The organism is Methylobacterium sp. Leaf361 (assembly GCF_001424445.1).
GTDB lineage: Bacteria > Pseudomonadota > Alphaproteobacteria > Rhizobiales > Beijerinckiaceae > Methylobacterium.
The window spans coordinates 1-22,119 of sequence record NZ_LMPY01000037.1; the positions used below are offsets into that span (position 1 = coordinate 1).

The 22,119-nt window shown below is 67.3% G+C and carries 19 protein-coding genes and 1 pseudogene; 12 read left to right on the forward strand and 8 right to left on the reverse strand.

The annotated features are described in order from the left end of the window. A pseudogene (locus ASG32_RS22820) lies at nt 1–875 on the reverse strand (IS110 family transposase); the annotation flags it as partial. A 449-nt stretch (nt 876–1,324) separates the two neighbouring features. Here ASG32_RS22820 and ASG32_RS22825 point away from each other — a divergent pair. The 8 genes from ASG32_RS22825 (at nt 1,325) to ASG32_RS22860 (ending at nt 11,539) form a co-directional block, all read left to right on the forward strand. Beyond that, complete coding sequence (locus ASG32_RS22825; RefSeq protein ID WP_020096244.1) at nt 1,325–2,182, forward strand: AraC family transcriptional regulator; 858 nt, start codon at nt 1,325–1,327, stop codon at nt 2,180–2,182. A gap of 137 nt (nt 2,183–2,319) precedes the next feature. Next, the gene (locus tag ASG32_RS22830; protein ID WP_056531121.1) at nt 2,320–5,292 is read left to right on the forward strand and encodes a molybdopterin cofactor-binding domain-containing protein; all 2,973 of its coding nucleotides are present in this window, start codon (nt 2,320–2,322) and stop codon (nt 5,290–5,292) included. Further along, entirely contained in the window at nt 5,289–6,152 is an 864-nt protein-coding gene (locus ASG32_RS22835) for an FAD binding domain-containing protein (RefSeq protein WP_056531124.1), read from the forward strand. The genes ASG32_RS22830 and ASG32_RS22835 overlap by 4 nt, the downstream gene beginning before the upstream one ends. Continuing rightward, nucleotides 6,140–6,673 carry a (2Fe-2S)-binding protein gene (locus ASG32_RS22840; protein WP_042669571.1) on the forward strand — a complete coding sequence of 178 codons (534 nt, stop codon included), beginning with the start codon at nt 6,140–6,142 and terminating at the stop codon, nt 6,671–6,673. Before ASG32_RS22835 ends, ASG32_RS22840 begins: the two co-directional genes overlap by 13 nt. Then, nucleotides 6,666–8,225 (forward strand): AMP-binding protein, encoded by a 1,560-nt coding sequence (locus ASG32_RS22845; protein ID WP_056531127.1) that lies wholly within the window; start codon nt 6,666–6,668, stop codon nt 8,223–8,225. Before ASG32_RS22840 ends, ASG32_RS22845 begins: the two co-directional genes overlap by 8 nt. A gap of 43 nt (nt 8,226–8,268) precedes the next feature. After that, nucleotides 8,269–9,075 (forward strand): enoyl-CoA hydratase-related protein, encoded by an 807-nt coding sequence (locus tag ASG32_RS22850; RefSeq protein WP_020096249.1) that lies wholly within the window; start codon nt 8,269–8,271, stop codon nt 9,073–9,075. Between the two features lie 173 nt (nt 9,076–9,248). Continuing rightward, the gene (locus tag ASG32_RS22855; RefSeq protein ID WP_056531130.1) at nt 9,249–10,598 is read left to right on the forward strand and encodes an MFS transporter; all 1,350 of its coding nucleotides are present in this window, start codon (nt 9,249–9,251) and stop codon (nt 10,596–10,598) included. 140 nt (nt 10,599–10,738) lie between these two features. After that, nucleotides 10,739–11,539 carry an alpha/beta hydrolase gene (locus ASG32_RS22860; RefSeq protein ID WP_056531133.1) on the forward strand — a complete coding sequence of 267 codons (801 nt, stop codon included), beginning with the start codon at nt 10,739–10,741 and terminating at the stop codon, nt 11,537–11,539. 595 nt (nt 11,540–12,134) lie between these two features. Here ASG32_RS22860 and ASG32_RS22865 read toward each other — a convergent pair. The 4 genes from ASG32_RS22865 to ASG32_RS22880 form a co-directional block, all read right to left on the reverse strand. Then, entirely contained in the window at nt 12,135–12,986 is an 852-nt protein-coding gene (locus tag ASG32_RS22865; protein ID WP_056531136.1) for a fumarylacetoacetate hydrolase family protein, read from the reverse strand. 14 nt (nt 12,987–13,000) lie between these two features. After that, nucleotides 13,001–13,657 (reverse strand): hypothetical protein, encoded by a 657-nt coding sequence (locus tag ASG32_RS22870; RefSeq protein WP_056531139.1) that lies wholly within the window; start codon nt 13,655–13,657, stop codon nt 13,001–13,003. After that, nucleotides 13,654–15,048, reverse strand: coding sequence for an MFS transporter (locus tag ASG32_RS22875; RefSeq protein ID WP_244492141.1), 1,395 nt, complete (start codon nt 15,046–15,048; stop codon nt 13,654–13,656). The genes ASG32_RS22870 and ASG32_RS22875 overlap by 4 nt, the downstream gene beginning before the upstream one ends. An 80-nt stretch (nt 15,049–15,128) precedes the next feature. Beyond that, nucleotides 15,129–15,617 carry a carboxymuconolactone decarboxylase family protein gene (locus tag ASG32_RS22880; RefSeq protein ID WP_020096256.1) on the reverse strand — a complete coding sequence of 163 codons (489 nt, stop codon included), beginning with the start codon at nt 15,615–15,617 and terminating at the stop codon, nt 15,129–15,131. Between the two features lie 177 nt (nt 15,618–15,794). Between ASG32_RS22880 and ASG32_RS22885 the strand changes: the two genes are divergently transcribed. The 4 genes from ASG32_RS22885 (at nt 15,795) to ASG32_RS22900 (ending at nt 20,029) form a co-directional block, all read left to right on the forward strand. After that, nucleotides 15,795–16,730 (forward strand): LysR substrate-binding domain-containing protein, encoded by a 936-nt coding sequence (locus ASG32_RS22885; protein WP_128083379.1) that lies wholly within the window; start codon nt 15,795–15,797, stop codon nt 16,728–16,730. A 74-nt stretch (nt 16,731–16,804) separates the two neighbouring features. Continuing rightward, on the forward strand, nt 16,805–17,455 hold the full coding sequence (locus tag ASG32_RS22890; RefSeq protein WP_029359437.1) for a polysaccharide deacetylase family protein: 651 nt from the start codon (nt 16,805–16,807) through the stop codon (nt 17,453–17,455). 201 nt (nt 17,456–17,656) lie between these two features. Then, complete coding sequence (locus ASG32_RS22895) at nt 17,657–19,033, forward strand: MFS transporter (protein WP_056531145.1); 1,377 nt, start codon at nt 17,657–17,659, stop codon at nt 19,031–19,033. A 480-nt stretch (nt 19,034–19,513) separates the two neighbouring features. Further along, nucleotides 19,514–20,029: an STM3941 family protein gene (locus ASG32_RS22900; RefSeq protein WP_020096260.1), complete on the forward strand. Its 516-nt coding sequence runs from the start codon at nt 19,514–19,516 to the stop codon at nt 20,027–20,029. 15 nt (nt 20,030–20,044) lie between these two features. Here ASG32_RS22900 and ASG32_RS22905 read toward each other — a convergent pair whose 3' ends face one another. The 3 genes from ASG32_RS22905 to ASG32_RS35685 form a co-directional block, all read right to left on the reverse strand. Continuing rightward, the gene (locus tag ASG32_RS22905) at nt 20,045–21,280 is read right to left on the reverse strand and encodes a crosslink repair DNA glycosylase YcaQ family protein (protein ID WP_020096261.1); all 1,236 of its coding nucleotides are present in this window, start codon (nt 21,278–21,280) and stop codon (nt 20,045–20,047) included. An 80-nt stretch (nt 21,281–21,360) separates the two neighbouring features. Beyond that, a complete protein-coding gene (locus ASG32_RS22910) occupies nt 21,361–21,624 on the reverse strand; it encodes a hypothetical protein (protein WP_020096262.1) in 264 nt (87 codons plus the stop codon). A gap of 173 nt (nt 21,625–21,797) precedes the next feature. Further along, complete coding sequence (locus ASG32_RS35685; protein ID WP_280141603.1) at nt 21,798–21,920, reverse strand: hypothetical protein; 123 nt, start codon at nt 21,918–21,920, stop codon at nt 21,798–21,800. Nucleotides 21,921–22,119 lie beyond the last annotated feature (199 nt).

Sequence of the window (22,119 nt, forward strand, 5' to 3'; positions counted from 1 at the left end):
CGGCATGCCGGAGCTCCACAAGCTCGTCGGTGTCGTCTTCGCRCGCCGGATCAGAGAGGTCATGCCGACTACGAGCAGCCGGCGCAGGTAGCGGTCGCCCATGCGCGAGATCCGGCCCAGGCGCTCCTTGCCGCCACTGCAGTTCTGCAGCGGTGTCAGGCCCAACGAGGCCGCGAACTGCCGACCGGAGCGGAAGCGTTCGGGCTCGCTCACCGAGGCGGCCAACGCGGTTGCCGAGACGATGCCGACACCCGGGATCGTCGCAAGCCGCTGCGACAGGTCGCTGTCCCGRTGCCAGGCCAGCAACTCCTTCTCCAGYCGGGTGAGTTGGATCTGCAAGGCACCGATCTGATCGGCCAGCYCGGTCACCACGCGCTGGGCTAACGGCGGCACCTCGGCCGCGTCTCCGGCCGAGAGCCGGGCCGCCAGTTCGAGCGAAACTCGGCGAGCAGGCCGCGGATCATGTTCACCAGCTGCGTGCGTTGCTTGACCAGCAGGTCGCGCGTCCGGTGCAGCGCCAGCGCCGCCTGCTGCTCGGTCGCCTTCACCGGCACGAAGCGCATGCTCGGGCGCGTCACCGCCTCACAGATGGCAGCGGCGTCGTTCGCATCGGTCTTGCCGCGCTTGACGTACGGCTTCACGTAAGCCGGCGGCATCAGCCGCACGTCATGGCCGAGCTTYATGAGTTCCCGGGCCCAGTGRTGCGCYGTGCCGCACGCCTCCATGCCGAYCAGGCAYCGCGGCAGCTTGGCGAAGAACGGCGTGACCTGCGCCCGCCGCAGCGCCTTCCGAACGACGACGTGCCCAGCTGCATCGACGGCGTGAACCTGAAAGATGCTYTTGGCCASATCGATGCCGACGGTGGTGATCTCCATGGGGATGGCTCCTGCATGAGCGTGGCTGCACCGAGATGCCGTCAGTCGGAGCGGGAGCCATCCACCCCATCTGCTTTCTCTGCCCCCCATTTCCAAAGCAGCCGTTCCATTATCGGCCAGACTACGACACGCTGGATCGCAATCGCGGGTAAAACCAGACATTCGGCTTGGCGCCCATACCCGCCGCTGGAGCGCGCTGCCTGCCTCGCGGCAAGCAGACAGTGTCGGCATCAACTGGAACTGTCGTTTGCCGCAATGAAGCGATCGATACTGGCGCCGGAGAACATTGCATGTCCTGAAAGTCGATGGTGCCATAGCACTGATGGGTAGGCTCGGAACGGAAATCAGCTATCCCGTAAGATCGTCGGAGCGATGACACGGCGTATTTTATGCGATCAGCCGGCCGGCCAGAAACTGGTTGTGCCGTCGGAATCATGCTACTTGCAGGCATGTCTGAGGCTCTCGAGATTGCTCATGGCACCTTTGGTCGCGTGGCGCTCCTCGACATGGACCGGAGCCTTGTTCGGCACGCGCATCCGCACTGCCACGTTCTTCTGAAGGTCGAAGGGGACGACACCGAGTTCCTCGTCGGGGACCGTGTCGTTGCGCTGACCGACGAACAGGCCGTGCTCGTCAATGCCTGGGAAACGCACGCTTATCTCCATGATCCGCGCCGCGCCAAGGCGATGATCCTGGCCCTCTATATCGAGCCGGACTGGCTGGGGGCCTTCCGGCGCAATTGGGCGGCGAGCGGGGCGCCTGGCTTCTTTGGAAAGCCCTTGGGCGGCGTGACCCCGACGATCCGCCGCTTCGCGCACGACCTCGCTGCGGAGATGGTCTACGCGCCGCACTCCTCGCACATTCAGGATCAGTTGCTGTCGGGCCTGATGATCGCGGTAATCGAGCGGTTCACCGCGTGGCGTGAGGAGGCCGAGTCGCTCCGCGCCGCCGCCAGGCGCAACGCCAGCGATTGGCGCATCCGGCGGACTATCGCGCGAGTGCGCGCCGAGCCCGGTGCCACGTTGGGGATCGAGGCCCTGGCCCGTGAGGCGGGCCTTTCCCGAGCGCAATTCTATCGCCTGTTCGAGCAATCCACCGGAGCTCCGCCCCACGTCTTCCTCAACGCGATCCGCATCGAGCAGGCCGTCGAGTCGATCGTGGGCAGCGAGGAATCCTTGGCGGCGATCGGCACGCGCCTCGGCTTCGCCGCGCCTGCCCATTTCTCGCGCTTCTTCCGGGATCATGTCAGCGTGCCCCCAAGCGTATTCCGCAGCATTGTCCGGCGAAGCGGCCAACCCGCCGTGTGAAGCCAAAGGCCCTCCGCCACGTCGAAAATGAGACGTTTGGGTAAGTCGCGAGATGCCTCGGCATCGTGGCGCCCGCCCGGATCCGTCACTCTGCCCGCGACAAGGACCCCATCGAGAGGTCCGGTGGAGGAAGCGGCTTGGGCATCGTGTCAACGAGCTATGTCGGACGGTCCGTAGAGCGCGTTGAGGACGCCGCCCTGCTCTCCGGGCTCGGCCGCTACATCGACGATCTCGGCACGCGGCCCGGCACGCTGCACGCGTCGATCCTGCGCTCGCCCCACGCCCATGCGGACATCCTCGCCATTGACGTCCAGGCGGCCAAGGCGCTGCCCGGCGTCACCGCCGTGATCACGGGCCGCGACCTTGATGCCGTCACCACCGGTCTCGTCCCCGCCCTGCGGGCGGCCGTCGATGCCCGCGCCATCGCGGTGGACCGGGTGCGCTATGTCGGCGAGCCGGTGGCTATCGTCGTCGCCCGCGACCGCTACCTCGCGGAGGACGGCTGCGACCTGATCGAGGTTCAGTACCGGGTCCGCCCGGCGGTGGTCGACCCGCTGGCGGCCCTCTCCCCCGACAGCGAGATCCTGCACGAGGGTGTCGGCGCGAATCTCGTGAGCGACCGGCGTTTCCGCTACGGTGACCCCGAGGTCGCCTTCGCAGATAGCCCGCACAGCCTGTCCGTGACCGTGCGCTACCCGCGCAACACCGGCTCGCCGATGGAGACCTACGGCGTCGTCGCTTCCTACGACCCCACCGACGACTCCTACGACGTGCTCGCGAACTTCCAGGGGCCGTTCAGCATTCACGCGGTCGTTGCCCGGGCGCTCAAGGTGCCGGGCAACCGCCTGCGCCTGCGCACGCCCCCGGATTCCGGCGGCAGCTTTGGGGTGAAACAGGGCGTCGCCCCCTACGCGGTCCTGATCGCCGCCACGGCCCGCCTCGTGGGACGGCCGGTGAAGTGGATCGAGGACCGGCTGGAGCACCTCTCGGCCTCCGTCTCCGCCACGAACCGGGTCACGACCCTCCGGGCCGCCTTCGAGGCGGACGGGCGCGTCACCGCTCTCGATTGGGATCAGGTCGAGGATTGCGGCGCCTACCTGCGGGCGCCCGAACCCGCCACGCTCTACCGGATGCACGGCAACCTCACCGGCGCCTACGCCATCCGCAACGTCGCCGTACGCAACCGGGTGGTGCTCACCAACAAGACCCCGACCGGCCTCGTGCGCGGCTTTGGCGGGCCGCAGGTCTACTATCCGCTCGAACGGCTGATGCAGCGCATCGGCGTGACGCTGGGCCTCGATCCCTTCGCGGTGATCCGGGCAAACCTAATCCCGGCCGACGCCTTTCCCTACCGCACCGCGACAGGCGCTCTCTACGATTCCGGCAATTACCAGCGCGCCCTCGACGAAGCCGCCCGGGATGGCGGGCTCGTCGAGTTGAAGCGGCGACGGGACGCCGCCCGCGCCGAGGGCCGCCTCTATGGGATCGGCCTGACGGCGGCGGTCGAGCCCAGCGTCTCCAACATGGGCTACATCACCACCGTCCTGACGGCGGAGGAGCGCACCAAGGCCGGGCCGAAGAACGGCGCGCAATCGACCGCCACCATCACCCTCGATCCGGTCGGCTCGGTGACGGTGCAGGTCGCTTCGGTGCCGCAGGGCCAAGGGCACCGGACAGTGCTGGCCCAGGTGGTGGCCGACGTCCTCGGCCTCCCGATGGAGCAGGTCCGGGTCACGGCCGACCTCGACACCGCCAAGGACGCATGGTCCATTGCCTCCGGCAACTATGCGAGCCGCTTCGCCGCCGCCGTGGCGGGGGTCGCGCACCTCGCCGCCACCCGCCTGCGCGACAGGCTCGCGCGGATCGCGGCGGCGCAGCTGAACCTACGTCCCGAGGACCTGCTCTTCGCGGGTGGGCGCATCGCCTCGCGATTGAACCCGGATGCAGGCCTGCCCTTCGCGCGGGTGGCCGCCACGAGCCACTGGTCGCCGGGCCTCGTGCCCGAGGATCTCGGCGCGGTGATCCGCGAGACGGTGTTCTGGACGCCCCCGGAGCTGACCGCTCCGGACGCGGAGGACCATATCAATTCCTCCCTCTGCCACGGCTTCATCTTCGACATCTGCGGCCTGGAGATCGACCGGGTCACGGGGAAAATCGCCATCGACCGCTACGTCTCGATGCACGATTGCGGGCGCGTACTGCACCCGGGCATGGTCGAAGGCCAGGTGCGCGGCGGCTTCGCGCAGGCGCTCGGCGCGGCAGTCTACGAGGAACTCGCCTACGGCGACGACGGCGCCTTCCTGTCCGGCACCTTCGCCGATTACCTCCTGCCCACCGCGACCGAGGTGCCGGACCTGCGCATCCTGCACGTCGAGAGCCCGTCTCCCTTCACGCCGCTCGGCGCGAAGGGGGTCGGTGAGGGAAACTGCATGTCGACGCCGGTCTGCCTCGCCAACGCGGTGGCCGACGCCCTCGACCTCGAGGCCATCGACCTGCCCCTGACGCCTGCCAAGCTCGCCGCCCTCGCGGCAGGGGGCGACGAGCCGGCGCCGCCGGCCGGTCGAGCCGCGAAGGCCGCCGCGAAGGCGGGCGACCGGACCCTGCGCGGCGACGGCGCGGCCACCGTCACTGCCCCGCCGGAGACGGTCTGGGCGATGCTCCTCGACCCGGACGTGCTCGCCTCCGTCATTCCCGGTTCGCATGGGGTGCGGAAGCTCTCCGACACAAGGTTCCAGGCCGACGTCACCCTCGGCGTCGGTCCGGTGAAGGGTCGCTACAAGGCCGAGGTGATCCTCTCCGATCTCGATGAGCCCCGGGCGGTGACGCTCACCGGCACGGTGACGGGCGGCCTCGGCAGCGGCGGCGGCACCGGCCGTTTGACCCTGGAGCCCGACGGCTCGGGGGGCACGCGGATCGCCTACGTCTACGAGGCGGCGGTGGGCGGCAAGGTCGCGGCGGTGGGCGGACGCCTCCTCGACGGGGCCGCGCGGGTGATCATCGGCGGGTTCTTCACGGCCCTCGCCCGGCGAGCCGGCGGGTCCGGCAAGCGCGGGCTCCGCCTACCAGCCGCCCTGCGATGGCTCCTCGCGCGTCTGGGGGTGTCCGCATGAAACCCGCGCCCTTCGCCTATCTGCGCGCCACGTCCGTGGACGACGCCCTCGAAGCCCTGCGCCAGCACGGCCCCGAGGCCCGGATCATCGCGGGCGGCCAGTCCCTGATGCCGATGCTCAACATGCGGCTGACGAAGCCCGCCGTGCTCGTCGACGTGATGCGCATCCCCGCTCTCAAGGAGCCTCGCCTCGACAAGGGGGCCCTCGTTATCCCGGCGGGCGTGCGGCAGGCGATCCTGCTCGACCGGCCGGGGCTCGCCCGGGACTTGCCGCTGCTGGCCGCCGCCCTGCCGTGGGTCGGGCACATCCAGACCCGGGCACGGGGGACACTGTGTGGCTCCGTCGCCCATGCCGACCCGAGCGCAGAGATTCCCCTCTGCCTCGTGGCGCTCCAGGGCGAGGTGCATCTGCGCAACCGGCGAAAGGTCCGGCGCGTCGCGGCGGAGACCTTCTTCGCTGGCATGATGGTCACTGACCGGGCCGACGACGAGATGATCGAGGCCATCGCCTATCCGCTGCGGCGGGAGGGCACCGGCACGGCCTTCGCTGAGATCGGGCGGCGACATGGCGACTACGCGATCGTCGCCTGCGCCGCCGTGGTGGACGGCACCCGGATGCGGCTCGCTGTCGGCGGCGTCGCCGACCGGCCCACAGCCCGCGACTTCCCCCAACTCGACGGCTCGGCGCTCGACGATGCCCTCAACGCCTTCGCCTGGGACCTCGGCGCGGGGGACGACCTCCACGCCACCGCCCGCTACCGCCGCGACCTCGTGCGCAGCCTCGGCCGCCGGGTGCTGGAACAAGCCGCCAAGGTCGCCCGCGGCGACACCCATCAGGAGGCCGTGCCATGCCACAGCTAGACGCGCAGGACCGTCACACGGTCGCCTTCACCCTCAACGGGCGCGAGACCGCGGTCGAAGTCGAGACCCGCACCCTGCTGACCGACGCCCTGCGCCACGGGCTTGGGGCCACGGGCACGCATGTCGGCTGCGAGCACGGCGTCTGCGGCGCCTGTACGGTGTCCATCGACGGGGTGCCCGCCCGGGCCTGCCTGACCCTCGCGGTGGGGGTCGAGGGCTGTGCCGTGCGGACCGTCGAGGGTCTGGCCCCGGAGCCTGGCCGCCTCGGGGTGCTGCAGGTGGCCTTCCGGCGGCGGCACGCCCTGCAATGCGGCTTCTGCACCGCCGGCATCCTGATGTCACTCGACGCCTATCTCGCGCTCCGGCCGAACCCGTCACGACGAGAGATCACGGAAGTGATCGGGGGCCATCTCTGCCGCTGTACCGGCTACGCGCCGATCATCGAGGCCGCCCTGGAGGCGGCTGCGGAACTCAGGGGCGACATCCCGGCCCCGTCATCCCCAGAGGCCGCCCATGCTTGATCTCGGCACCAGCTTCCTCGCGAGCGTCTCCCGCGATCCCTGGGCCCTGGCCCTGGTCGACGGGGAGACCCGGCTGACCTACGCGGAGTGGTTCGGGGTCATTTCCGCGACCGTGGCCGGGCTCGACCGGCTCGGGCTGAAGCCCGGCGACCACCTCGTCACGGTCCTTCAGAACCGGCACGAGGCGGCGACCCTGCACTGGGCCTGCCAGTTCTCGGGAGTCGTGATCACGCCAATCAACTGGCGGGCCAAGGCCGAGGAGATCGATTTCGCGATCGAGAACGCGGAAGCCCGCGCCATCGCCTACGAACCGGTCTCGGCCGCGAGCCTGCGTGAGAGCGCGGCATCGCAGCTGATCCCGCGCATCGCCGTCGGCACGCCACCCGGCCCCGGCGAGACGGCCTTCGCCGACCTCGCCGCCACCGAGGGGCCGTCGGCGACGCCCCGGGCCGACGCGGAGGCCATCTCGCTGATGCTCTACACCTCCGGCACCACCGCCAAGCCCAAGGGGGTCCCACGGCGACACCGGGCGGAGCGCGCGGCGGCCGTGGCCCATGTAGCGCAAAACCTCTACGGGCGCGGCGAGCGCACGCTCGGCGTGATGCCACTCTACCACACGATGGGGGTGCGCTCGCTCCTCGCCATGTCGCTGATCGGCGGGACCTTCGTCTGCCTTCCCCGGTTCGATGTGGCGGGGGCGCTGCGGCTGATCGCGGCCGAGCGGATCACCAACCTCTACCTCGTGCCGACCCTCTACCACGACCTCGTGCACCACCGGGATTTCCAGGCGACCAACACGACCTCCGTGCGCAAGCTCGGCTTCGCCGGGGCACCGATGACGGACGGCCTGCTCGCCCGCCTGACCGAGGCGTTCCGGCCGGACCTCTTCGTCAATCATTACGGCTCGTCGGAGGTCTACACCTTCACGATCAACCACGAGGCGGCGGTTAAGCCCGGCTCGGCCGGGCGGGCGGGCCTCAACACCATGGTACGTGTCGTGTCCCTGGGGGGCGATCCTAGCCGGACCGCCGCGCCGGGCGAGGAGGGCGAGATCGCCGTCATCGCCAAGGGCGACGAAGCCTTCGAGGGCTACTGGCATCGCCCCGAGGCCGACGCCAAGGCCTTCCGCGACGGCTGGTACTTCACCGGCGACACCGGCTTCGCCGACGCCGACGGCGACCTCTACGTCACCGGGCGGGTGGACGACATGATCATCACCGGAGGCGAGAACGTCTCGCCCGTCGAGATCGAGAGCCGCCTGTCCCTGCATCCGGCGGTCTCCGAAGTCGCCGTCGTCGGCCTGCCCGACGAGCGCTGGGGCCGGATCGTCGCGGCCTTCATCAAGCGGAGCGGCAGCACCGACGCGGCGGCGCTCGACGCCCATTGCCGGGCCGGCGGCCTGCCGAGTCACAAGCTGCCGCGCCGCTACGTCTTCGTGGACGAGATCCCGAAATCGCCGGTCGGCAAGCTGCTGCGCCGCCAACTCGTGGCCGGCGAGTACGTCCTGGAAGGCGGGGCCGAGCCCCATGCCGAAGGTCACGAGGCTGCCTGACGGTCCCGCCCCCACTCCGAATCACAAGCGAGAGACCAAACCCATGACGAGCGACACCCACACCATCGACCCGCGCCTGACGAACCTCGACGGGTTCCGCGTCGAGATCGACTCGGAGCGCGAGCGCGCCGACGTGATCCTGGCGCGGCCGCCCATGAACGTCATTGCGATGCCCCAGCGCGACGAGATCCGTAAGGTGTTCGAGGCGCTGGACGAGGATCCCCGCGTGCGGGTCATCGTCCTGCGGGCGGAGGGCGAACACTTCTCGTCGGGGGGCTACATCAAGGGCTTCCTCGACGCCTCGCCCGAGCACGTCTCGAAGCTCGCCTGGAACATGGCGGCGCCGGCCCGCTGCTCGAAGCCCGTCATCGCCGCCAACCGGGGCTATACGTTCGGCGTCGGCTTCGAGATCTCGCTGGCCTGCGACTTCCGCATCGTCTCCGAGACCTGCCGTTACGCCCTGCCCGAGCAGAAGCTCGGGCAGATTCCCGGCTCCGGCGGCTCGGCCCGTCTCCAGAAGATCGTTGGCATCACCCGGACCAAGGACATCGTGATGCGCTCCAAGCGCATCCCCGGACGGCAGGCCCTCGACTGGGGCATCGCCACCGAATGCGTGGCCGACGCGGACCTGGAGAAGGCCACCGACGCGCTGGTCGACGAATTGCGCGCCTTCTCCCCCATCGCCCAGCGCACCGCCAAGAAGCTCCTCAACGACACCGAGGATGCGAGCCTCTCCATCGCCATCGAGCTCGAAGGGCATTGCTACAGCCGCCTGCGGCAGGCCGATGACTTCCGCGAGGGCGTCGAAGCGTTCCACGCCAAGCGCGCGCCGCGCTTCACCGGCTCATAGCCCGGCCGCGCCGGGGGGCTGCATAGCGGCTCCCCCCATCCCGTGACCTTCACCGCATCGCTTCGATCCCGCCCAGGCGGGAAACGACGGCGCGCGCCCGAATGGCTCCCATCCAGACCCAGAGCCCGAACCGGCCCCACCGCGGCAACGACCGCATCCCCCGGAGGAACCCCATGCAGACCGCCGCCACCTTCGCATCCGATCCCCCCGCCCTCGCCAGGCCCACCGGCCGGCAGACGGCGACGGCCGCCATGGCCTCGCTGTTCGGCTGGGGGCTCGATCTCTTCGACCTGTTCATTCTGCTCTACGTGGCGCCGGTCGTCGGCACCTTGTTCTTCCCGGCGGACAAGCCGATGCTGTCGCTGGCCGGAGCCTATGCCTCCTTCGCGGTCACGCTGCTGATCCGGCCCCTCGGCTCCGCCCTGTTCGGCTCCTATGCGGACCGCTTCGGCCGCCGCCGCGCCCTCATGGTGGCGGTAATCGGCGTCGGCCTGTCGACGGCGGTCTTCGGCCTCCTGCCGACGGTCGGCCAGATCGGATGGCTCGCCACCGCGATCTTCCTATTCTTCCGCCTCGTCCAGGGCGTCTTCGTCGGCGGTGTCGTTGCGGCATCCCACACGATCGGTACGGAATCTGTGCCGGAGCGGTGGCGGGGGCTGATGTCCGGGGCGGTCGGCAGCGGGGGCTCGGCCATCGGCGGCCTCCTGGCCTCCCTGGTCTTCTATCTCGTCTCGCTCATGGCGCCGGGCGAGGCCTTCGCCGACTGGGGCTGGCGGGTGATGTTCTTCTCGGGCCTACTGACCTCGGTGATCGGCCTGATCCTCTTCCGCAACCTCGAGGAATCCCCGATCTTCAAGGAACTGCAGGCCCGCAAGGCCGCGCTCCGGGAGGGTGCTCCGGCGAAGGCCTCGCCGATCCGCTCGCTGTTCTCGCCGTCCAACCGGGGAAGCTTCGCGGTCGCGACGCTCATCTCCTTCGGCGGCGGCGCGGCCTACTACCTCACGTCCGGCTACCTGCCGACCCTCCTCAAGCTCGTGAACGGCGTACCGAACGCCACCGCCTCGATGATCCTGATCGGCGCCAACGTGGCGGCGGCGATCGGCGCCTGCGGCATGGGCGAACTGAGCCAGCATATCGGGCGCAAGCGGTCGTTCTTGCTGATGGGAGTCATCCGCCTGTTCGCCTTTCCCGTTCTCTTCCTGACCATGGCGAACACGACGAGCCTCATGGGTGTCGCGGCCTGTGCCTTCCTTCTCTCGCTCATCGCCAACGCCAGCTACGCGCCGCTGTTGATCTTCCTCAATGAAAAATTCCCGACGGCGGTACGGGCCACGGGGACGGGCCTGACCTGGAATATCGGCTTCGCGCTGGGCGGCATGCTGCCGACGTTCGTCTCCCTCATCGCCGATGGGCCGACGCAGATCCCGATGGTGCTGACGGTCGTGATGACATGCGTCACGCTAGTCTATCTCGTTGGCGCCGTTATCACTCCGGAGACGCAGGGCAACCTCGACCGGGCGTGACGGCCCCCCATGCAGGCGGAGCCACCTCCCAGGGCGAGCGTTCTGCTGGTCCTCCGCCTGCACGCCCCTGACCAGTCCGTCCTTCCCTATTCCGAGGGAAGGACGATACGTGCTGGTCGAATCCCGGTGGGAGCGATGAAATGGCTCGTCTGCAATCCTCCGGCTTCTTCGATCTCGGCGATGGTCGACTGGAATATCATTTCGTCGGTCGACAGCCGGAGGTGGCCCCCACGCTTGTGTTGCTCCACGAAGGCCTCGGTTCGGCGATGCAATGGGGCGCTCTGCCCGAGACCCTCGCCCAAACGACAGAGTGCGGTGTCCTGGCCGTCTCCCGCCAGGGATATGGCGCGTCGAGCCCGGTGCCCTTGCCTCGCCCGGCCGACTATCTCGAGCACGAGGCCCGCACAGTCCTCCCGCGGTTACTCGACGCCGCAGATTTCAGGAGCGGCGTGATGATCGGCCACTCCGACGGCGCCTCGATCGCCGCTCTCGCCTTGGCGGAAGGCGATGCCCGCCTGCGGGGCGGTGTGCTGATCGCGCCGCATTTCTTCGTGGAGGAGGTCACGCTGTCCGCGATCCGGCGAACCCGAGCCGCCTACGAGCGGGGGCTCTTGAGGACCCGCCTCGGCCGCTGGCACACCGATGTCGAAGGGGCCTTCCGTGGCTGGAACGACGCATGGCTGGATCCGGCCCGGCGCGGATGGACGATCGAGGCTGCGCTGACACGCCTGACCGTCCCCGTGACACTTATACAGGGAACCGAGGACGCCTACGGGACGCAAGCCCAGATCGCTGCAGCCCGCAGATCGTGTCCACCCAGCCTGCTCACAGTCCGTGAGATGCCGGATGTCGGTCATGAACCACATCGCGAAGCTTTCGCGGACACGGTCGCTCTCATCTCGGCTTTCGTCGAGTATGTCTTGAAAGACGAACCAGGCTAAGGATCTGCACAATCCTGACGGCGCTATGATGAATGACAGAGCTGTCTCCGACAACAGAAGCACATCTTCAGTTCGCGGTTCTGCGAGAGGCCGAAACGCCACGTCTGCTATATGTCCCGCACTTCCGCAAATCTCCATTCCGCTTCCGGCCAGCATTTTCCATCACGAAGCACTTCTGTGAACGTCTTCGATGAGTGGTTTTCTGTCTATCGAATTTCGGCCAGCAAGGCATGAAAGCGAACGTCGGCCACATGCATACTCACGAGGGAAGCCAGGCATTGGCCTGCTTGAGGTGAGCGCCATTTGTTCGTTCAGGTGTGAGGCCTAGATCATGCTGCTATGCCACGCCATCTTCGGCCACTACCTCCCGCGTCACGGCGAATTGGCCAACACAGCCCGTAGTGCTCCGCATTTCACTGCGTTCGTGGTCAGCACGTGCAAGGCCGTTGCAAAGTTCTGCACCTGCCGCACATTGAAGCGGACCTACGGGCCTAAGATCGCGATCCTGCAAAATGCATGATCCGAGCAGGCCGCCGGCTCAGCCCGGATTGGATGGCGGATCGCCCTCCCGACCCTGAGCCGGCCGACAGGCGCCCTAGCCGTGATCGGTCCGCCGGATGCGCTGGCTTTGCTGCCCAAGGCCCTCTATCGCTAGCGAGACCGTGTCGCCCGGCTGCAACCAGACGGGCTTGGGCTTGATCCCCATGCCGACGCCCGGCGGCGTGCCCGTCGCGATGATGTCGCCGGGCAGGAGCGTCATGTATCGGGTGCAATAGGCGATGATCTCGCGAACGCCGAAGATCATCGTGCGCGAATTGCCCGTCTGACGGCGGGTTCCATTCACGTCGAGCCACATGTCGAGCTGCTGCGGATCGTGGATCTCGTCCTTTGTCACGAGCCAGGGTCCAATTGGACCGAACGTATCGCATCCCTTGCCCTTGTCCCATTGGCTGGACTGAAGCTGGAAGGCCCGCTCCGAGACGTCGTTCACGACGCAGTATCCGGCAACATGATCGAGGGCGTGCTCCTCGGTGACGTACTGCGCCGTCGATCCGATCACGACGCCGAGTTCCACTTCCCAGTCGAGCTTGGTTGAGTCGCGGGGCTGGATCGTGTCGTCGTTCGGCCCGCAGACGGCGCTCGGAGCCTTGAGGAAGATGATTGGCTCGCTCGGGATGGCCATGCCGGCCTCGGCCGCGTGGTCCGAGTAGTTGAGCCCGATGCAGATGAACTTCGAGAGGCCTGTGAAGGGAACGCCGAGGCGGGGGCTTCCTTCTACCCGGGGCAGGCGCGTCGGATCCGTCTGTGCGATCCTGGCGAGACCGTCGGGCGCGAGTTCGGACGGACCAAGATCACGGCACACCGACGAGAGGTCGCGGAGGACGCCTGCAGCATCGACCAGAGCAGGCCGCTCGGACCCAACCTCACCGTAACGACAGAGCTTCATCGATCATCTCCGGATCAAGGGCGAATCAAGTGGGAGGAAGCCGGTCCAGCGGGCGCCCCTTCGGCGAGAGAGCTGAGCCAGTCGCGGGCGAGGGGCACATCGGCCGGTGTCAGGTCGTGGCCGCAGGGTAGGACATGGTGGGTCGCTTCGGCGCCCAGCTCGGTCAGGCAAAGTGCCAGATCGGCCCCGAGTGCCGGCGGCGCGATCGTATCCGTCTCGCCCGAGACAACGACGGCGCGCTGCCCGACAAGGGCAGCGGCCGCGGTACCAGTCAGCGGTGGAACGGCGCGCAACAGGATCGCGCCCGTCAGAAGAGCAGGATGCAGAAGCATGAGTGCGGCCGCGATGTTGGCTCCGTTCGAGAAGCCGAGGGCAAGCGGAGGCCCGAAACCGTAACGGTCGCGGGCGGCCGCGACGAAGGCCGCCAGCTCATCGGCTCGGCGGACGACCTCGGATGAATCGAAACGACCGTCCGGATGGCGAGCGAAGTGGCGCAGCTTGCCACCTTCCGATACGGCTCCGCGGACGGCCAGCATCGGCGCGCCGGGGGCCGCTGCCTGGGCAAAGGGCACAAGCTCGTCTTCGTCACCTCCGGTGCCGTGCAGCAGGAGGAGCGGCGATCGGCTCCCTTCCGACGCATACCAGCGGTGGGCCAAGCTATCGAGGCTCACCGGCCTGCCTCCGACCCGAAACTGAGCCCGGAGTTGGCGGGGTGGGGCGTGACTCGCGTGAACGGGCGGCGTGTCGCCAGGAGTAGCACCACGATGCCCGTCAGCATCAGGCCCGTCATGAACCACAGGCCGGGCGTCAGGCTCCCCGTCGCGTTCCGGATCCAGCCCAGCAGGAAGGGGCTCACGAAGCCACCCGTGAGGCCAAGGCAGTTGATCAGCGCCAAGCCGCCCGCGGCCGAACGCTCGGGGAGATAGGCCATCGGGATGCCGTAGAAGATCGGCATCGCGCCGAAGAGCGTCGCGGTCGCGACGGAGAGCAGTGCCAGGACGACTGGAAGGTTCGCGCCGGCGAGGGACGCCCCAATCAGCGCGCAGGCACCGACACCGACACAGACGGCGTAGTGCCACCGCCGCTCTTGCCGTCGGTCAGAGCGTCGGGACAGCCACACCATGCCGATGCCGCCGATCGCATAGGGGATTACGGACCATAGGCCAATTTCGGCGGCTCCCTGGACACCGGCGGCCTGCATCATCACGGGCATCCAGAAGGTGATCGCATAGAGCCCGCAGACGAGGGTGAAGTACGCCAGCGCGAGGACGTAGATTCGTGGGTCGCGGAACGCCGCACCGAATGCATGGCCGCCGGCAGCCAAGTTCGCGTCCCGGTTGATCTCTGCCAAAAGGAGCATCTTCTCGGATGATGTCAGCCAGGGAGCATCTTGAGGCTTGTCGACGAGGATCCGGAGCGCGACGAGCCCGAGAAGCACGGCCGGCATGCCCTCCAGAAGGAACATCCACTGCCAGCCCCTGAGGCCGAGGACGCCCTGCATGCCTTCGAGGATGAAGCCTGAGACAGGTGCACCGATCACACCGGCGAGCATGCTGCCGCTCAGAAAAATTGCAGTCATTTCCGCCCGGCGGCGGTTCGGATACCAGAGCGTCAGATAGTACATCACCCCGGGGGCGAGGCCCGCCTCGAACGCTCCCAGGATCAGCCTCAGCGCGTAGAACGAATGGGGCCCGGTGATGAACATCGTTGCCGAGGAGGCGAGCCCCCACAGGATTAGGATGCGCGCCAGCGTTCGCCGGGCGCCGACGCGCTGAAGGACGAAGTTGCTCGGAACTTCGCACAGAAAGTAACTGACGAAAAATAGTCCGGCGGCGAGGCCGTAAACCGCGTCGTTGAAGCCCAGCTCCGCGCGCATGTGCAACTGCGCATAGCCGATATTCACCCGGTCGAGATAGGCAGCCACGTAGCATGCGAAGAGGAACGGCAGCAGCCGCCACTGCAATTTTCGATAGAGTGCGGCGCTATCCACATCATCCGTCTCGAATGACTTAGCCGGCGGTCGGCCAAGCACGGGCGGATCACCTCCGGGCGTCACGTCCATTTTCATGATCTCCCTATTCTGTTCCGGAACTTCCGTCCGGTTCGAAGGCACGCCGGGCGCAAGTTCTCTCGCGCTCGCCCTCAGAGACGTGAGAACCAGTCCTCAAGTTCGATATTGAGGGGGAGGAGGATGCGAACGACGCAGTTGTACCAAGCCGTCGTCAGGACCAGTTCTAGTCGCTCCTGCTCGTCCAGGAACCCGCACAATTCGGCCCAGAGGCCGTCATCGACACGGCCGGTCCGCGTCACGTCGCGAGCGAAGCGCATGACGGCGCGTTCGGAAGCGGTGAACCGGTCATCCGTCTCGAACTGCGCAAGCTGCTCCAGCTTGGCTTGGGACAGCCCGGCCTTCACCGCCGAGTTCCAGTGATGCGCGACCTCGTAGTCAGCCCGCGTCTCAAGCCCGACCGTCAGGACGGCTAGTTCGCGAAGTTGCCGGTCGAGCAGAGTGCTCTGGCGCAGCGACATCGCCATCGCGAGAACCCCGTCACACAGCGCAGGCGCGTTGGCGACGGCGAGAAAGACGTTCTCGACCGGCTTTCCCCGCAGCGCTTCCAGGCGGTCGAACAATCCCTGGTGATCTGGTCCGACGCTGGCCCGGCTCGCGTTCCCAATCCTCGGCACTTCGAGCTCCCAATCAGGGCGTTTGCGCGGAGTGGCGGACCGTGAAGGTAGAAGCCGTCAGCCCAGCGTCAGCGTCGTATAGCGCGCCGGGTTGCATCGATATAATGATATCGATGCATTCAATTGATCGATGCCGTCGATCGAACGGGCAGACCGATGGAACTCCGTCACCTGCGTTACTTCGTGGCTCTGGCTGAGCACCTGAGCTTCACCCGGGCCGCGCGGCAGACGCACATCACCCAATCGACCCTGTCTCACCAGATCCGGCAACTGGAGGATCAGGTCGGGCAACGCCTGTTCGACCGCGTCGGCAAGCGCGTGTTCCTCACTGAAGCCGGGCAGAACCTGCTGCCCCGTGTCCTACGGGCCCTCGGCGAACTGGACGAGGGCCTTCGGGCGCTGTCCCCCCAGGATCAGGTCCTGACCGGTTGGCTTAGGATCGCCGCGACGCACACCTTTAACGTCAATCTCGTCCCCGCCTGCCTGACCGAGTTCCTCACCCGCAATCCTTCGATGCGCGTCGTCGTGGAGGAACTCGCCGCTAGCGTGATCGAGGAGCGGCTCCTGGCCGGTGCCCTCGATCTCGGTATCTCCTACAGGCCGGACCACCAGCAGGATCTCGCCTTCGAACCCCTCTATGACGAGCCTCTGGATCTCGTGCTTTCGCCTGAACACCGGTGGGCAGCCCGGAAATGGGTCCGCATGGCGGAACTCCACCATCAGCCGGTCGTGTTGCTCTCACCGGAATTCACCACCCGCAGGCTGCTGGATGACTGCTTCCGGCAATGCGGCGCCGTCCCGCACCTCGTCGCAGAGATGAACACGATCGGTCCCATCCTCGGCCTCGTTCGGCGTATGAACATCGTCGCGATCCTGTCGAGACAGGCCGTCCCAGAGGATGGGACGCTTTTGTCGGTTCCTCTCGAAACTCCCACGCCCATGCGGAGCCCTGGCGTGCTATTGCGCCGGAACGAGGTCCTGCCTCCGCACGTCGCATCCTTCCTGCACACGCTCCGACGAGCCTGCGATAAGACTTCTCATTCGACGCGTCGGTTGTAGCGGGGATGTCGTCGCGGGAGCTCGCCAGTGTGTCCACGACCGCTACGGCGAACGAGCCCGAATTGGAGTCAGATATGGCAGCCAAGCAGGTCACCCTCACCTTCGACAACGGCCCCACACCACATGTGACGGATCAGATCCTGGGGATCCTAGACCGGGCCGGAATCAAGACCACCTTCTTCGTGATCGGGCAGAGGCTCGACGACCCCGCTGCAGCCGATCTCATGCGGGCTGCTCATACAGCGGGGCATTGGATCGGAAATCACACCTTTACGCATTCGGTGGCACTCGGGGACCGGACGGACCGGGACTATGCGCTCCGAGAGATCGAGGAGACGCAGCAAAGGATCGGTTCGCTGACGCGACCGGAGAAGCTCTTCCGCCCCTACGGGAACGACGGACTGATCGGCCGGCATCTGTTGAGTCGGGCGGCGCTCGATCACCTCCTCGCCGAACGCTACACGACGATCACCTGGAACAGCGTCCCCGGTGACTGGAAGGACGCGGACGGCTGGGTCGAGACCGCGATGGCCCAGGTGCGGGAGCAGGACTGGAGTGTCATGGTCATTCATGACATCGAGGCTGGATGCCTCGTCCGGTTGCCTGAGCTGCTTCAACGTCTGACAGATCTTGGAGCGACCTTCGAGCAGGCGATTCCGAGGTCGGTGATTTTGACCGAAGCGGGACGGACTGTGTCGATGTCTCCGGACTTCATGGCCGATTGATCGGCACACCCTCGCAGGGCGTGCGACAGATCTGCCGGCATCATCGATCGATGGCATCGATTGAAACGACGAAAATATATCATCGCAACACTGCAAAATGGCCTGCTATGCTTCGTAGCGAGATTTGGCTCGGTCGGGACGACGCGAATTATTCGAACAGGATCGCGCCGCGGAAGCCAAGCTCGCAATGGGGGATTTGGAATGGCCGATGCGTCCAAGACGCGCGTTGCTATCGAGCAAGCGTCTGAGAACGAACGAGCCAGGATCTATCGGAAGATCAGCCTCCGGCTGATCCCGATGATTTTCCTATGCTATGTCCTGAACTACATCGACCGTGTAAACGTCAGCTTCGCCAAGTTGACGTTCCAGAGTGACATCGGCCTGTCGGACGCGAGTTACGGCTTCGGCGTCGGCATCTTCTACGTCGGGTACATCCTCTTCGAGGTGCCGAGCAATCTTCTCCTTGGCCGCATTGGCGCGCGGAAGACGCTGACACGTATCATGTGTCTGTGGGGCCTCGTGTCCTGCTCGATGGCGTTTGTGACGAGCCCGGCGACCTTCTACCTGGCCAGGATCCTACTCGGTGCGGCCGAAGCTGGCTTCTTTCCGGGCATCGTCCTCTACCTCACCTTCTGGTTCCCCCATCGCCTGCGCGGGCGGGTGATGTCGCTGTTCGTCCTCGCCATTGCGGTGTCGGGCATCGTAGGCGGACCAGCCTCCGGTTGGATCATCCAGCACCTCGCTGGCGCGGCCGGCTTCAAGGGCTGGCAATGGCTGTTTCTCGTAGAGGGGGCGCTGCCGGTACTCGTCGGAGTCGGCGCGTTCTTTGTGCTGAGTGACCGACCCGCGGATGCCGCCTGGCTGACGCCACGGGAGAAGGCGATCGTGGCGGCCGATCTCTCATCCGGGACCTTCGAACAGGGACACGCGCCAGCGAGGGCCTTCCTGTCGGCCCTGCGAAATCCGAAGCTGTGGATCGCGACCTTCGGATATTTCTCCATCACCTGGGCGGGGACCGTTCTGAACTTCTGGGCGCCGACGATTATCCAGCGATCGGGCGTAGCCGACGTGTTCAGCGTCGGGCTCTTGTCGGCGATCCCCTATTCCGTGGGTGCCGTCGGCATGCTCCTGCTGTGCCGTAGTTCGGACCGGCGGCTCGAGCGGCGGTGGCATTTCGCCCTATCCGCCTTCCTGGCCGCGACGGCCGCCCTCGCCATCTCCCTCGTCGCGCAGAACGTTGCGGCGGCCATCGCCTGCCTGGCCCTGCTCGCCATCGGCTATCTGTCGGCGACCGCCCTGTTCTGGACCATACCGGTGCGCTTCCTGACCGAAGCCGAAGCCGTGGGAAGTCTCGCCTTCATCAGCAGCATGGGGCAGGTCGGAAGCCTGGCGGCGCCAATCGCGTTCGGATTTTTCACGAGCCTGACGGGCGGTCTCGCCGTCTCGACGGGTCTCGTCGCTTTCGTCCTTGCCACCGGCGGAATGGCTATTCTCTCCCTCCGCAAGCCGCGTTTGGTTGAAAGACCTCTGTCATCAAAGCCAATAAACACGGGCTGCGACTTCGGCACGCGGTCGTGACATCGCTCCTGTCGCTAGTGTCCAATTCCACAGCGGGCATGCTCTGAAGCGGATCGGCCGCTTACGGCCAGACTACGTCTCGCCGGATCGTCGGGGCGCGTAGGACCGACCGTTTCGCTTCGCGCTCAACCCGGCCATTCGGGGTACACCGCCGTGTTCTCCGAAGCGGACGCTCCGGCAGCGCCACGCGTAAGACGGTGGATCGCGCGCACCTGCTCTCGATTGTCGAGAAGATCCAGGCCAGGAATGCCGCCCCGCTGATCCGCGCTGAGGCCGTCGCGGCGGATGCGTCTTCATTCGGGCCTGCCTGAACAAGGTGGAGAATCAACCCGAACGCGCCCGCGCTGAGGCGTTCTGGGACCGCGTCATGCAGGAAGTCGCCCAACATCGGCTACGGTATCGCCTTCGGGCGCGCGATAGTCGCTCTCCCGAGGAGCGACCTGGCGCAGGTCAGCCCATCGCATTGCGGAGTTCGCCTACGTGGATGTCGTCGAGATCCATCGCTCGCCGTGGCGGACCATCGGCCTCTTCCTGGCCTCCGTCGGTTTCGCGGCCTTCGCCGGCTGGCTGATCTATGCGCACCCGACAATCGGGCGCACGGCCGTGACGCCCGGAAGCTTCGCCGAGTTCGAGGCCTATGCCGGCGTCGCGTTCTTCGGCCTCTGCACGGTGCTGATCTTCCCCAAGCTGTTCCAGTCGAAACCGGTGGTGTCCGTCGGGCCGCGTGGGATCTACGATCGCAGGCTGTCGACCGACTGGATCCCCTGGGAGACGATCCGCAGCGTGACCCCGATGCAAATCCAGCGGCAGCGCATGCTGGTGCTGGAGATCGACCCGACGGCCGACGCGCATCTGTCCTGGACGAAGGGGGCGCGCCGCAGGGCCAAACTGAATCGGGTCTTCGGGCGGTCCGGTTACTGGATGACGGCGGCCGATCTGCGCGGCGGCTTCCCGGCATTGGCCGAGGCGGTGTCCGCGGCCCGGCGCAACGCGTAGCCTGGGGTCCGCCGGCTATTCCATCGCCGCCCGGTCGCTCATCCGGGAACTGACCCGGTGATCGCGGCTCTCCAGCCCGGCTGTCGACGAAATCACGACGTCGGACAGGCCGAGCCACGAGGCCATCAATCGCAACTCCGCGAGTATCCGCTCCATCGTAGCCGCCGGCGCACCCGGCTCTTGATGCGCGCGTAGGACGATCAGCGCCCCGGCCCGTCGATCCGCCTTCAGGTCGACCCTGGCTACCAGCGCGCCGTCCATGAGGAACGGCAGCACGTAGTAGCCGTGCTCGCGCTTGTGGGCGGGCGTGTAGATCTCGAGGCGGTACCGGAATCCGAAGAGGCGCTCCGTCCGTGGCCGGTGCCAGACGAGCGGGTCGAACGGCGACAGGAGGGCCGCGCCGCGGTGACGGCGGCCGGGCCGGGCATCCCTGTGCAGGTACGCCTGCTGCTGCCATCCGCGGACGGTCACGGGAATGAGCACGCCCTCCTCGACGAGCTGCTCGATGGGCAGGCGCGCCTCGGTCGGCGAAAGGCGGTAGTAGTCGCGCAGGTCGTTCGCGGTCGCCACGCCGAGCGCCTCCGCGGATCGCGCGACGAGTTCGCGCCGGGCGTCCACCGGAGCCGGGGTCGGTCGGGCGAGGACGGAGCGGGGCAGCACCCGTTCGGGCAGGTCGTATACGCGCTCGAAGCTGCCCCTCCGATGCGTCGACGCCACGAGTCCTGCCCAAAAGAGCCATTCGAGCGCGTGCTTGGCATCGCTCCAGACCCACATGCCCTTGGACGCCTTCGGGCCCGAGACGTCGGAGGCAGCCAGCGGGCCCTCCTGCCCGATCCGGGCGAGCATGGCGTCCGCCTCCGCGCGCCGCTCGCCCGCGAACGCCTTGAGCTGGTTCCATACGCCGTGGCCCTGGCGGGCGCGGTCCATGCGCCAGCGCAGCAGAGGCTGGAGATCGATCGGCAGGAGGGACGCCTCGTGACCCCAGTACTCGAAGAAGCGCTTCGAGCCTGCGACAGCCAGGGCATCGAGGGCGCCGCGGTCGTAGGGCCCCAGGCGCGAGAACAGCGGCATGTAGTGGGCGCGGACGAGGACGTTCACGCTGTCGATCTGGAGCAGGCCCAGGCGGCCTATCTGCCGACGCATCCGCGAGACGGCGATCCCGTCCGACAGCGGGCGCATGCCGAGGCCCTGGGCGGTCAGCGCGATGCGGCGCGCTTCGGTAATCGACAGTTCCAGCTTCGATCCAGCCATGGGATGGGCGGGGAGGCGGGCGTCACGATCCTACGGCCGCAGGTGCTGACCTTCGGAGGATACCCTCCACCGTCATCTGCTCAGCGGATCGTGTGGCTGGCGGCCTCGACGGTGGCTGGCCGGGACGGCTTGTTGAACACCGTCTGGCAGCCCGGACTCAGGCGCGCCCTGTTCCGGACCATGCAGGCCGTGATCCGGTCACGGTCCGGGATCTCGCTCAGGCAGAGCTTGAATGCGTCTCCTCGGCACAGGCGCGCCGCCTCGGCATCGTCGGCCCTGGCGGGCGTGCCGACGAAGGGCGTCGATGCGACGACGACGGCGGACAGACAGACGATTGCTTTCATGGTGCCGAGGTGCCCGATCTGGATCCTTCCGAAGGGCGGGCGTCCGATGGGCCAAGTGGCATCTGCGCTCGCCGATCCCACAACAGGATCCGGAACCTCGGGTTCCGCCCGGGGATGCCGCCCCATGCGCCCGGCACAGGCGCACCATTCGTGGGCAGGGCCAGCGGCCCGGTCTACCGGTCGCAGCGGCCGTCGATCCGGTCCTGAAGACCAATCGCGACATAGACGAAGGCGCCGAGCAGGGCGACGGCCGTGGGCGTCGCAAACAGGAGCCACGTGTAGTCGTGCGGGCTCATCGCAGCTCCTTCGCACCCAGGGGGAGGGGCGTGCCCGCCCATGGATGGACCCGAACGGCGGGAAGCGATAGCCGGCCGGGCCTCAGGCTCGGCTTCCCGGCTACCTCGTGGCGCAGCGCTTCAGGGTGAACGGCTCGCCGGCCTTGAAGCCGCGTGCGATCGACGCGATCATCGTGTCGCCGGCGACCGAGAGCGTCCA

Excerpts from the sequence above, each read along its gene's own strand:
- ASG32_RS22850 (WP_020096249.1), top strand. The coding sequence starts at position 8,269 with ATGACGAGCGACACCCACACCATCGACCCGCGCCTGACGAACCTCGAC.
- ASG32_RS22905 (WP_020096261.1), bottom strand. The coding sequence starts at position 21,280 with ATGGCTGGATCGAAGCTGGAACTGTCGATTACCGAAGCGCGCCGCATC.
- ASG32_RS22825 (WP_020096244.1), top strand. The coding sequence starts at position 1,325 with ATGTCTGAGGCTCTCGAGATTGCTCATGGCACCTTTGGTCGCGTGGCG.
- ASG32_RS22910 (WP_020096262.1), bottom strand. The coding sequence starts at position 21,624 with ATGAAAGCAATCGTCTGTCTGTCCGCCGTCGTCGTCGCATCGACGCCC.
- ASG32_RS22895 (WP_056531145.1), top strand. The coding sequence starts at position 17,657 with ATGGCCGATGCGTCCAAGACGCGCGTTGCTATCGAGCAAGCGTCTGAG.
- ASG32_RS22890 (WP_029359437.1), top strand. The coding sequence starts at position 16,805 with ATGGCAGCCAAGCAGGTCACCCTCACCTTCGACAACGGCCCCACACCA.
- ASG32_RS22840 (WP_042669571.1), top strand. The coding sequence starts at position 6,140 with ATGCCACAGCTAGACGCGCAGGACCGTCACACGGTCGCCTTCACCCTC.
- ASG32_RS35685 (WP_280141603.1), bottom strand. The coding sequence starts at position 21,920 with ATGAGCCCGCACGACTACACGTGGCTCCTGTTTGCGACGCCCACGGCC.
- ASG32_RS22835 (WP_056531124.1), top strand. The coding sequence starts at position 5,289 with ATGAAACCCGCGCCCTTCGCCTATCTGCGCGCCACGTCCGTGGACGAC.
- ASG32_RS22865 (WP_056531136.1), bottom strand. The coding sequence starts at position 12,986 with ATGAAGCTCTGTCGTTACGGTGAGGTTGGGTCCGAGCGGCCTGCTCTG.
- ASG32_RS22860 (WP_056531133.1), top strand. The coding sequence starts at position 10,739 with ATGGCTCGTCTGCAATCCTCCGGCTTCTTCGATCTCGGCGATGGTCGA.
- ASG32_RS22855 (WP_056531130.1), top strand. The coding sequence starts at position 9,249 with ATGCAGACCGCCGCCACCTTCGCATCCGATCCCCCCGCCCTCGCCAGG.
- ASG32_RS22875 (WP_244492141.1), bottom strand. The coding sequence starts at position 15,048 with ATGGACGTGACGCCCGGAGGTGATCCGCCCGTGCTTGGCCGACCGCCG.
- ASG32_RS22845 (WP_056531127.1), top strand. The coding sequence starts at position 6,666 with ATGCTTGATCTCGGCACCAGCTTCCTCGCGAGCGTCTCCCGCGATCCC.